This is a genomic window from Gilliamella sp. N-G2 (assembly GCF_002142215.1).
Lineage (GTDB): Bacteria > Pseudomonadota > Gammaproteobacteria > Enterobacterales > Orbaceae > Gilliamella.
Genome location: NZ_NAST01000002.1, coordinates 105882 through 117498, shown reverse-complemented (window position 1 = coordinate 117498; position 11617 = coordinate 105882). Strand labels below are relative to the sequence as shown.

Below are 11617 nucleotides of genomic sequence, written 5' to 3'. Positions count from 1 at the left end.
TCATAATGGCAGAAATAGTACAACAATCGTGTGATTATCGCTAGATTTATGCCATAATTTGCCTAAATTTCTTTATAAAGCCAATCAATTTTGGACTGGTTGTATTTTTATTGGAATGTAAAAAAAGATAATTTTGTAATTTATTGTCCATTAAAGTTATTGATAATATCTATAACAATTTGAAGTAAAATAACTGAATATATACCAACGAGCTAGATACAAGGTCTATTAACATGGAAGCAAAAAAAATTCTTGAGAATTTTCGTCACCCTACTCTACAGAAAAATCTGATTGAACTTGGGGCTATTTCCCAATGTGAACGGGTTAATCAAGAACTAATGATTAGCTTGACCATGCCTTTTGCTTGGCAAACTGGTTTTGAAGATCTGAAAACAACAGTGACGCCATTATTACTTGAATTAGATGGTGTTGAAAATGTGAATTGGAATATTAAATATAATATTGCCACATTAAAGCGAGCAAATAGTCATCATGCTATTAATAATATCAAAAATATTATTGCGATAAGTTCAGGTAAAGGAGGAGTTGGCAAATCCTCAACTGCAGTTAATTTAGCTTTAGCGTTACAAAAACAAGGGGCTAAAGTGGGTATTTTAGATGCTGATATTTACGGCCCATCAATCCCAACAATGCTTGGCACTGAAAAAGAACAACCATTAACGCCTGACAATAAACATATGTCAGCAATTATGGCTTATGGTCTTGCTAGTAATTCAATTGGCTATTTAGTTGATACTGATGGTGCGATGGTCTGGCGAGGACCAATGGCAAGTAAAGCGCTTTTACAGATTTTACAAGATACACTGTGGCCTGAACTTGATTATTTGGTTATTGATATGCCACCAGGTACTGGTGATATCCAATTAACATTAGCACAAAACATTCCTGTTACAGCAGCGGTCATTGTTACCACACCACAAGATATTGCATTAATTGATGCGCAAAAAGGTATCACGATGTTTAATAAAGTGAATATTCCAACCATTGGTATTATTGAAAATATGAGTTATCACATCTGTGAAAATTGTGGTCACCATGAAGCGATTTTTGGTGAGGATGGTGCTAAGCGTCTAGCTGAAAAATACCAAACAAAATTACTTGGTCAAATGCCGCTTCACCGTTTATTACGCCAAGATCTTGATTCTGGAAAACCAACAGTAGTCAGTCATCCTGATAGTGAATTTACGCAATTATATTGTAATATTGCCGCACAAGTTGCTAGTCAACTGTATTGGCAAGGAGAAACAATTTTGCCAGATATATCATTTAAAGCGCTATAACGGAAATTAATATTGGTTGTTAAAGGATAACAACCAATATAAGTAAATGATTTAGTTACCTATAAACACCCTATAGCTATTTAAATTGATTTAGTTCAGCTTTTGCTTTAGCTAATTGCTCAATAAATGCAGGATTAGTATGTAATTGTGCAACTACTGCCGCCGCCATGACTCTTGCCGCATCAACGTCACTTTGCCAATGATAACCACAAATAACTCGGCTTTCACCAACTTCGTAACCGCGTTTTAAAATTTCATTTTGCCGTTCTGGATGTATTTCAGCTAAAACTAAGGCTATAGCGAATCCCATTGTGGTATGTCCGGAAGGATATGAGCCATTAGTCGATAATGTTTTTTCGTCTTCTGGTCGACAAGTGGCTTCATTAAAGAATGAGAATGGTCTAATGCGGTTGTAATATTGTTTAGCCGATCGAGTAGCAAGATCACCAGCATCTTCTTTCATTGTGGTAATAAGTTTATAAATCTCAGGCGAGGTATCAATTGAAATATCATATCCAAAAGCGGTTGAAAATTGTTTAGTAACATTATTTTTACTCGAATCAGCGTCAAGATAAGCTTGTTTACCTCGCTCAGTTTTTCGCATGGATTTTCCCCAATCATACATTGCTTTATCTCTTAAAAAATCAACGCTATTAAATGCTGGTGGTGGCGGTAATAAATGTAAACTATCTGGTGCTTGTTCTTGGGTAAGATAAAAATCATTCGGATTTGTGGTTACATCTTTAACCTCAATGGCATGGACGTTAAAACAAAATAAAATAGATACTACTAATGAATATAAAAACTTTTTACGCATAGATATCTCCTAAGTACTATTTTAATTAGTGATGAGAACGCAACTTAATAGAACCAATAAAGAAACGGCAAGTTTTATATGTAATGGGATTAGCAATAATTATTATAAATACAGTACTATTTGATAATAAAACATTAAACATTGGTTAGCAAAAATCTTTTTATGAAGAACAGCACATTACTATTTATTGTTTAAGATTTTTGATAACCGCATAATTTATGGTGATGAATAAACAAGTTGTATAATATTCCGACTATGAATATTGCTATTAAGCGATAATTTTATCCTTGAACATAAAAAACACTGCTCCGAGCAAGCATAAACCAGCCCAAATATAATCGGTTTTAAATGGTTCTTTTAGAATGTAAACTGAAAATGGAATAAATACAGACAAGCTAATCACTTCTTGAATTATTTTTAATTGCCCTGCACTGGCGACTTGGAAACCAATACGGTTTGCGGGGACTTGTAGCAAATATTCAAACAGTGCAATTCCCCAACTGATAAATACGGCAACAATCCAAACTTGATTATGCAAAAACCGTAAATGACCGTACCAAGCAAAAGTCATAAAAATATTACTACAGGTTAGTAGACAAACTGTGATCAAAAGTTGATTCATGATATTTAATCGAACGATTAATTGTAGGTGGCGATATTATATACCTTTATATTTTTTAATGTAGAAAAACAGCTCACTGATTAAACAAAAAATAACTAATTTAATCTAATGATTTATTTGCCATCGTTGTTTAATAGTCAATAATATTCAGCTATAATCAAATTATTGAATCTCAATCCCTTCTATAACATTAATCATGAATAATGCTAATAAACGGTCTCGAATCTGGTCGTCGATTCTCTGCCTTGCCCTTGCTGCTTTTATATTCAATACCACAGAGTTTGTACCAGTTGGATTACTGCCGAATATTGCTGAAAGTTTTTCGATGGATGTCGCGCATGCCGGACTATTATTAACTATTTATGCTTGGGCTGTATCGTTATTATCTTTACCTTTAACGGTATTAACCGCAAAAATGGAACGCCGTAAACTACTTATATTTTTATTTTGTTTATTTATTGGTAGTCACATCTTGGCTGGCTTTGCTTGGAGTTTTTATAGTTTAATGGTTGCTAGAATCGGTATTGCTTGCGCCCATGCTGTATTTTGGGCAATTACCACGCCTTTAGCGGTTCGATTAGCACCCAATGGTAAAAAAGCTAAAGCGATGGGTTTTATTGTGGTTGGCACTTCAATGGCAACAGTATTAGGGATTCCTATTGGAACAATGATCGGCCAATTAGTTGGCTGGCGAGTCACATTTTTATGTATCGGGGTTATCGCATTTTGTGTAATGGCTTCATTAATTTATTTGTTACCGGCTGTTCCTAGTATGAACACAATTTCACTAAAAGCCATTCCTGAAGTACTTAAACGACCTGTATTACTAAATATTTATTTATTAACTGCTATTATTATTACCGGCCATTTTACCACTTATACTTATATAACGCCATTTATGCTTAATGTTGGTGGCTTTAGCGAACAAATTGTCGTGAGCTTATTATTAGCTGTCGGTTTTTCAGGCATGATAGGTAGTTTAATTTTTGCCAAATATTCCGAACCACATCCAACCGCCATCTTAGTTATGCCGGTGATATTATTAATTATCTGTTTATTATCGCTTTATGTCTGTTCTTTTAGTCTCATAACCGCAATAGTACAAGGTATGGTTTGGGGACTTGCGATTACCATTATTGGTATGGTGATGCAGAGTAAAGTTATTGATGCTGCACCTGATGCAGCTGATATTGCGACCTCGGTTTATTCGGGTATTTATAATATCGGTATAGGTGGTGGCGCCTTTGTCGGCAGCCAAGTATTGGTTTACTTATCCACCCATTATATTGGCTTTGTTGGTGCTATTTTTGTGATTATAGCGCTAATACTCTTTTACTTTTTATCCAAAAAAACTTGGTAGTCATGAATAAGCGCTCACATTGAGCGCTTATTGAGTTAATGCTTCTAACTGTTCCCAACGTTCAAATACCACTTCAAGCTCGGCTTCTTTATCGGCTAAAGATTGTAGTATTGGGCTCGTGACTTCATGAGGTTGATTGAAAAAGTCACTATGGCCAATTTGTGCTTGAAGATCAGCAATAGCTGTTTCTAATTCCTCGATTTTATTAGGTAACTGGGCGAGTTCTCGTTGTTCGTTATAGCTTAATTTAACCTTCTTTTTAACCGCTTGCTCTGGCGTTTGGTTTGAACTATTGGTTTTGTTGGTGTCACTTTTAACTGATTCATTACTCTTACTATTGGTAGCTTGAGCACTCACTGGTTTAGTCTGCTGTTGTTGCTGTAAAGCATCAGTATAACCACCAGCATAAATACCAATTCGTCCTTGTTCTTCAAAAAACCAACACTGAGTAACCACGTTATCGACAAATTGCCGATCATGGCTAACTAATAAAACCGTTCCTTGATAATCGTTCACAAGTTCTTCTAATAGTTCCAATGTTTCAATATCAAGGTCATTAGTTGGTTCATCAAGCACCAATAGATTACTTGGTTTTAAAAATAATTTTGCTAATAGTAAACGATTTCGTTCACCGCCCGAGAGTGCTCTAACCGGTGTTCGAGCTCGTTTTGGTGGAAATAGGAAATCTTGTAAATAGCCAAGCACATGCCTTGAACGACCATTTACCATCACCTCTTGCTTACCTTCTGCAAGGTTATCCATAACGGTTTTTTCTGGATCAAGCTCTAATCGATACTGATCAAAATAAGCCACTTCAAGTTTGGTACCGCAATGAACACTTCCTGATGTCGGTGCTAAACTACCTAGCATCAGTTTTAATAATGTGGTTTTACCAATACCATTGGGGCCAATTAGGGCAATTTTATCACCACGTAACACTTGTACCGAGAAGTCCTTAACTAACACTTTATCATCGATTTGATAACTGACATTATCTAGCTCAAAGACAATTTTTCCTGAACGCAGTGCCTCCTCGATTTGCATTTTTGCATTGCCCATAACTTGACGACGCTGTGAATATTCTTGTCTCATCGCTTTTAATGCTCTCACTCTACCCTCATTACGAGTTCGACGAGCTTTAATACCCTGACGGATCCAGACTTCTTCTTGTGCTAACTTTTTATCAAATTCGGCATTTTGTAACTCTTCAACACGCAGCGCTTCTTCTTTACCTAGCAAATAACTGTCATAATCACCGCCCCAAGAAGCAACCTTACCGCGATCTAAATCAATAATCCGAGTCGCCATTTGGCGAATAAAAGAGCGGTCATGCGATATAAAAACAATACTGCCATTAAAGCTTTTTAAAAATTCTTCCAGCCATTTAATGGTATCGATGTCTAAATGGTTAGTTGGTTCATCCAATAATAGTACTGATGGTTGGCAAACTAGTGCCTTTGCTAATGCCGCTTTACGCAACCAACCACCCGATAACGAAGACAATAATGCCTCACCATCTAACGATAATGAGGAAATGACGTTACGAATACGATTATCCAATTGCCAACCATTTTGATGATCTAGCTGTTCTTGCATTTTAGCTAATTTAGATAGATTACCCTCACTTGGATCAGTTTCAACTAAGTGTGACAATGCATAGTAATCTTTTAATAATTGCGCTTGTTCTTTTAAACCTTCCGCAACAAAATCAAAAACATTTCCTTGAATATCTCGAGGGGGATCTTGCTGCAATCGAGAGACAATAACGTTGTTTTCATAAACAATTTGTCCTTCATCGAGCGGTACTTCTTTATTCAGCACTTTTAGCAAAGTTGATTTACCGGCACCGTTACGACCAACAAGACAGACGCGCTCGTTAGTTTCTATCGACATATCAATATGATCAAGAAGTGGCGCATCACTAAATGATAAATAGGCATTGGTAAGATTAATTAATGACATATTTGTGGTTTTTATTTGGATATTAAATAATAAGGCGGTATTCTATCATAAAGTTGCGGTTGGCAACCAAAATCAATTATCAAAGATACAATTAACGGCTCTTAAAACGTGAGCATTCCAATTCTCTTCTAAAAAAATGAATACTGTTATAATTATTAATAATTGAATATATTAATAATATTTCGGTATGGAGGTGATTATGAGTCATACTTGGACATTTCAACGTGTTGGTGGATTAGATCAAGTCGTATTAAAAAATGCCGATGACATTATCAATTTACCCAATTTAGATCCTAAATTATGGGTTGCACTCAGTTGCCCAACCACAGGGCTAGATTTTGATCAAAGAACATTACAATTATTAGATTCAGATAACGATGGTCGCATTCGTATTCCCGATATTTTAGAGGCAATTAATTGGCTTAAAGATAAAATAGTTTCTTTTGATAATATTGTTCAATCATCACAAACTTTATCATTATCACAAATTGATGATTCAAACGAACAAGGTAAAAAATTATTAATTACCGCCCATAGCATTTTAGCGAACTTAAATAAAAGCCAAGCCGATTATTTAACGCAAGATGATGTGCAACAATCACTTAAAATTAATGCCAGCAAACTCTACAATGGCGATTTAATTTTTCCACCTTCAGCCGAATTATCACCAGAAATGCAAAATTTTATTCAGGCAGCAATAAAAACAACTGGTGCCGAAAAAGATATGAGTGGTCAGGATGGAATTAATTTAGAGATTGCGCAAACTTTTGTTAAGAACTTAAAAAGTTGGCAAAAATGGCAAACCGATATCAGTAATACCGAAACACCTTTTGGCGAAAACCGCTCAGAAATATGGAAATTGGTTCAAGAATTAAAGCCGAAAATTGATGACTACTTTTTGCGTGTTGAATTAGCACAATACGCACCTCAGGCACAAACAGCGTTAAATGTTGACGAGAAATATATTGTCCCAACCCAAAATGGATTACTTTCTGATGAAGCTTTATCTGAGCTACCTCTATCTAAAATTGATACCAATAACGCATTAGATCTGGTTAATGGCCTGAATCCACTGTGGAAAACTAAAATCATTCGATTTAGAGATTTAGTCGTTTCACACTTAGCCGATCCCAAACAACTAACTGCACAAGAATGGCAAGATATTCAGACTGGTCTTAATGCTTACACTACACTAATCAGTTCTAAACCTGAGATGCAACAATTAAGTGTAACAACTAAACCAACCGCTAGCATTGAGGATCTTACTGGCAATCAAATTGCTAATTTAGTTGATGATAATTTACTAAACGAATTTGAAAAAATGGTCGAACAGGATAACCAAACACCTATTTCAGCCTCAGATGTTTTTGTATTAGAAAAACTAGTCTTATTTCAAAAACATCTCTATCGTTTATTGATTAACTTTGCTTCGTTTGCTGAATTCTTCTCACTTGACCATTATGCGGCTTTTCAATTAGGTAAGCTTTATATTGATGGTCGCTGTGCTACACTTTGCGTTGCCGTTGATAATATCGCCAAACATTCAACCATGGCAAATTACTCTGAACTTTGTTTACTTTATTGTGAATGCACAAGACACGGTCAAAAACAGACAATTGCTGCAGCAATTACCGCTGGACAAGGTGATTTATTAATCGAAGGCCGCAACGGCGTATTTATTGATAATGAAGGCAATGATTGGGATGCAAATGTTGTTAAGATGATTACTAAACCAATTAGTATCCAACAAGCCATTTGGGCACCTTATCAACGTATTGGCCGTTTAATTACTGAACAAATAAATAAATGGGCAAGTAATAAAGATGCTAACATTGAGAAAACCAGTACACAAGCGGTGCAAAATCCAGAAAGCAAATTTGATATTGGTAAAAGTGTTGGTATCTTTGCAGCTATTGGCTTAGCTATTGGCGCTATTGGTACCGCTTTAGCGACTATTTTTCAAGCTATCTTCTCGCTTACATGGTGGCAATTCCCATTAGTGATTTTAGGTTTATTCTTGATTATATCTGGACCATCAGTAATATTGGCTTGGTTAAAATTAAGAAGAAGAACACTTGGGCCACTACTTGAAGCATCTGGTTGGGCGATAAATGGACAAGTTAAAATCAATTTACTGCTTGGTGGTCTGCTTACCAGTAAAGCCGAATTACCTGCCAATGCAAGACGTAATTTAACTGACCCTTTAAAAAAACGTAATAAAAAAGCCCGAATATTATTTTGGTCAGCAATTTTACTAGGCGTAGTAATCGTCGGTACGGCTTTTTGGTTTAAAAATGATATTGCCAATTATTTTAAACAGCAACAACAGATGTTAAGTCAGCAACAAAATAATACTACTGAAAAACAATAACAACTGTTGAATTATGCTTAATAATTTTTCGCCGACATTACGTCGGCGAATATTTTATGATTAATGTTGATAAACAGGTAATCGTCGGCAAATCGCCAACACTTTTTGTTTAACTGATTGAATAGCTTGTTCGTCATCAATGTTATCTAATACGTCACAAATCCAATTAGCTAGTTCACGAGACTCTTCCTCTTTGAAACCACGACGAGTCACTGCTGGTGTACCAATCCGCACACCAGATGTTACAAATGGACTTTGCGGATCATTTGGCACACTATTTTTATTCACGGTAATATTAGCGCTACCTAAAGCAGCATCAGCTTCTTTACCAGTGATATTTTTATCAACTAAATCTATTAATAATAGATGATTTTTTGTTTCACCAGATACTACTTTATAACCACGTTTGATGATCACATCAACCATCGCTTGAGCATTCTTCACGACTTGTTGTTGATATTCTTTATAAGCTGGCTCCATCGCCTCTTTTAATGCAACGGCTTTTGCTGCTATCACATGCATTAATGGACCACCTTGTGCCCCTGGGAATACAGCAGAATTCAATTTTTTGTAAAGTTCTTCACTACCACCTTTGGCTAAAATAAGTCCACCACGCGGTCCGCCAAGGGTTTTATGCGTCGTTGTCGTCACAACATGAGCAAACGGCACTGGATTTGGATAGACACCGGCCGCCACCAAACCAGCCACATGAGCCATATCAACAAATAAGAAGGCTCCTACACTATCAGCAATCTCACGCATGCGCTGCCAATCAACTACGCCAGAATAAGCAGAAAAACCACCTATAATCATTTTTGGTTTTGACTCTGAAGCTATTTTCGCTAATTGCTCATAATCAATATGTCCCGTTTCGTCGACACCATAAGCAACCACATTATACAGCTTACCTGAAAAACTGACCGGTGAACCATGCGTTAAATGCCCTCCTTGTGACAAGTTCATGCCTAGCACCGTATCACCCGGTTTTAATAATGCCATATAAACAGCAAAATTGGCTTGTGAGCCAGAATGCGGTTGAACGTTAGCATAATCAGCACCAAATAGTTCTTTAGCACGATCAATAGCTAACTGCTCAACAATATCAACATATTCACAACCGCCATAGTAGCGCCTACCAGGATAGCCTTCAGCATATTTATTGGTTAGTTGAGTGCCTTGTGCTTGCATCACTCGAGGACTGGTATAGTTTTCCGATGCAATAAGTTCTAAATGATCTTCTTGGCGTTGTTCTTCGCCTTTAATAGCATCCCATAACTCTTGATCATAATCGGCAATGGTCATTTGTTTACTAAACATATTGGCTCCTTGTAAGCAATTACGTCAGCCTAACGGCTCGTTACTGTATTTGATTAGTACAAAAAATATCACATTATCGTCACTTAATAAGCGTTAAATTTCAATCTTTTTTTGATGTTATAAATAATATTTATAAATTATTAAGCTGCTAATTAATTTCATTAGCTAAATTATCCAAATTTAAGCCGACAAAAATCGCCCCTCTACTCTCTATAGTTTCAACATTTAGCGTTGATTTTGCACCTTTTAAACCGTGAAGCATAATTTTAACTAAAAATATTTTCTTTAATATAAATGCAAATAAAACTATCTATTACAAAATATCTATACTCTAATTGATATATTTATCGTTAAGTATAAAGTCTACCAAAAATAGATTTGGCTATTTAATTACATTTTAATAAAAAAATAATTTTGTCTATGGTTTTATCTATTACCTATTTTTTTGCCTATCGGTTAATGCTAGTCAGGTTAATATTAGTTTATTAACTGGCACACTTCTTGCTGATCCGCAAATTGCCATTATGTCATTCTCACCTAGCGATGAGAATAGTAAAACTTTACCAAAACGAGAATATAATAATGTTGAGTTAGAGGTGTTAGTCACTGCTGCAAATATTACTGAAAAGAGAGCTGATAGCCTATGCACTTTGCCTAACAACCAATCTTACAAAATATCGGTCAGTTTAAGAGACGAATATAGTTTAAATAATGCTAATAAAGGAGAGCAAATCAAGTTATTGCATATTTATAAAAATTACCCAAACGGTGAATACAAAGATTATATCTTACAAAACTAATCATTTGATTAGTTGTTTCCCTTAGCATAATAGCCATTGAGTATCTTACATATCTTGGTAAAATAGCCAAAAATTTTGTTTGGTTTATTATGCAACTTCATTTAGTGGTTAATACCTTTGGTTCGGATTTGCAACGTCGCTATGGCGAAAAAATCTATAAGCTCACTTTGCATGGTGGTTTTAGTTGCCCCAATCGTGACGGCACTATAGGGCAAGGTGGTTGTACCTTTTGTAATGTGGCATCCATCATTGATGAATCAATTCAGATTAAATCAATATCAGATCAATTGCTATCGCAAGCCAAGCAAATGAAAAAATCTAAACGTTACCTTGCTTATTTTCAGGCCTATACCAGTACCTATGCTGAAGTGGAAATTCTTAAAAATATGTACCAAGAAGCGCTGAACAGTGCCGACATTGTTGGTCTTTGTGTTGGTACACGTCCAGATTGTGTACCCAAAGAAGCATTAGATTTGCTCGCTGATTATCAAAATCAAGGTTACGAAGTCTGGTTAGAACTCGGTTTACAAACCGCTCACGACAAAACATTACACCATATTAATCGAGGTCATACCTTTGCGGATTATCACCAAACGGTACAAAAAGCACGACAATTAGGTATAAAAGTGTGTACTCACCTTATTATTGGCTTACCCAAGGAGAATAAACCAGACAATCTCATCACTTTAAACAAAGTATTAGACAGTGGCGTTGATGGTTTAAAAATTCATCCGTTACATATTGTTGAAGGCAGTATTATGGCCAAAGCATGGCGAGCTGGGCGGATCAATATGTTATCTCTTGAAGATTATGTTGATATTGCCGGTGATATTATTCGACAAACACCAGCCAATATTTTATACCATAGGATTTCAGCCAATGCCAGAAAACCAACCTTACTGGCACCTGATTGGTGTGAAAACCATTGGCAATCAATGAATGCAGTTGATCATAATTTACGACAATTTGGTGCTCAAGGTAGTGCTATTGGTGATACCTATTCTTTCAAACAATAAAGTATAATTAATATTTTAAAAAATTTTGAGGAACGCCTATTTTTAATACTG

9 protein-coding genes are annotated in these 11617 nt (G+C 35.8%); 5 read left to right on the top strand and 4 right to left on the bottom strand.

The annotated features are described in order from the left end of the window. Positions 1 to 233 precede the first annotated feature (233 nt). Positions 234 to 1301 (top strand): iron-sulfur cluster carrier protein ApbC, encoded by a 1068-nt coding sequence (apbC, locus tag B6C99_RS01615; protein ID WP_086358233.1) that lies wholly within the window; start codon positions 234 to 236, stop codon positions 1299 to 1301. A gap of 76 nt (positions 1302 to 1377) precedes the next feature. On the opposite strand, the gene B6C99_RS01610 is transcribed toward apbC, so the two are convergent. Both B6C99_RS01610 and B6C99_RS01605 read right to left on the bottom strand, forming a co-directional pair. Then, entirely contained in the window at positions 1378 to 2118 is a 741-nt protein-coding gene (locus tag B6C99_RS01610; protein WP_086358232.1) for a phosphatase PAP2 family protein, read from the bottom strand. A 268-nt stretch (positions 2119 to 2386) separates the two neighbouring features. Next, complete coding sequence (locus tag B6C99_RS01605; RefSeq protein WP_086358231.1) at positions 2387 to 2740, bottom strand: DMT family protein; 354 nt, start codon at positions 2738 to 2740, stop codon at positions 2387 to 2389. Between the two features lie 196 nt (positions 2741 to 2936). On the opposite strand from B6C99_RS01605, the gene B6C99_RS01600 reads away from it, so the two are divergent. Continuing rightward, positions 2937 to 4100 carry a sugar transporter gene (locus tag B6C99_RS01600; RefSeq protein ID WP_086358230.1) on the top strand — a complete coding sequence of 388 codons (1164 nt, stop codon included), beginning with the start codon at positions 2937 to 2939 and terminating at the stop codon, positions 4098 to 4100. A gap of 27 nt (positions 4101 to 4127) precedes the next feature. Here the strand turns inward: B6C99_RS01600 and B6C99_RS01595 are convergent, their stop codons facing one another. Then, positions 4128 to 6062 carry an ABC transporter ATP-binding protein gene (locus tag B6C99_RS01595; RefSeq protein WP_086358229.1) on the bottom strand — a complete coding sequence of 645 codons (1935 nt, stop codon included), beginning with the start codon at positions 6060 to 6062 and terminating at the stop codon, positions 4128 to 4130. A gap of 199 nt (positions 6063 to 6261) precedes the next feature. Between B6C99_RS01595 and B6C99_RS01590 the strand changes: the two genes are divergently transcribed. Further along, the gene (locus B6C99_RS01590; RefSeq protein ID WP_086358228.1) at positions 6262 to 8433 is read left to right on the top strand and encodes a MerC domain-containing protein; all 2172 of its coding nucleotides are present in this window, start codon (positions 6262 to 6264) and stop codon (positions 8431 to 8433) included. A 60-nt stretch (positions 8434 to 8493) separates the two neighbouring features. Here the strand turns inward: B6C99_RS01590 and glyA are convergent, their stop codons facing one another. Further along, positions 8494 to 9750: a serine hydroxymethyltransferase gene (glyA, locus tag B6C99_RS01585; protein WP_086358227.1), complete on the bottom strand. Its 1257-nt coding sequence runs from the start codon at positions 9748 to 9750 to the stop codon at positions 8494 to 8496. A gap of 524 nt (positions 9751 to 10274) precedes the next feature. On the opposite strand from glyA, the gene B6C99_RS01580 reads away from it, so the two are divergent. Together B6C99_RS01580 and B6C99_RS01575 are read left to right on the top strand one after the other, a co-directional pair. Beyond that, the gene (locus B6C99_RS01580; RefSeq protein WP_086358226.1) at positions 10275 to 10550 is read left to right on the top strand and encodes a hypothetical protein; all 276 of its coding nucleotides are present in this window, start codon (positions 10275 to 10277) and stop codon (positions 10548 to 10550) included. An 89-nt stretch (positions 10551 to 10639) separates the two neighbouring features. Next, positions 10640 to 11566, top strand: coding sequence for a TIGR01212 family radical SAM protein (locus tag B6C99_RS01575; RefSeq protein ID WP_086358225.1), 927 nt, complete (start codon positions 10640 to 10642; stop codon positions 11564 to 11566). The last annotated feature ends 51 nt before the right edge of the window (positions 11567 to 11617 follow it).

Excerpts from the sequence above, each read along its gene's own strand:
- B6C99_RS01610 (WP_086358232.1), bottom strand. The coding sequence starts at position 2,118 with ATGCGTAAAAAGTTTTTATATTCATTAGTAGTATCTATTTTATTTTGT.
- B6C99_RS01595 (WP_086358229.1), bottom strand. The coding sequence starts at position 6,062 with ATGTCATTAATTAATCTTACCAATGCCTATTTATCATTTAGTGATGCG.
- B6C99_RS01575 (WP_086358225.1), top strand. The coding sequence starts at position 10,640 with ATGCAACTTCATTTAGTGGTTAATACCTTTGGTTCGGATTTGCAACGT.
- apbC (WP_086358233.1), top strand. The coding sequence starts at position 234 with ATGGAAGCAAAAAAAATTCTTGAGAATTTTCGTCACCCTACTCTACAG.
- glyA (WP_086358227.1), bottom strand. The coding sequence starts at position 9,750 with ATGTTTAGTAAACAAATGACCATTGCCGATTATGATCAAGAGTTATGG.
- B6C99_RS01580 (WP_086358226.1), top strand. The coding sequence starts at position 10,275 with ATGTCATTCTCACCTAGCGATGAGAATAGTAAAACTTTACCAAAACGA.
- B6C99_RS01590 (WP_086358228.1), top strand. The coding sequence starts at position 6,262 with ATGAGTCATACTTGGACATTTCAACGTGTTGGTGGATTAGATCAAGTC.
- B6C99_RS01600 (WP_086358230.1), top strand. The coding sequence starts at position 2,937 with ATGAATAATGCTAATAAACGGTCTCGAATCTGGTCGTCGATTCTCTGC.
- B6C99_RS01605 (WP_086358231.1), bottom strand. The coding sequence starts at position 2,740 with ATGAATCAACTTTTGATCACAGTTTGTCTACTAACCTGTAGTAATATT.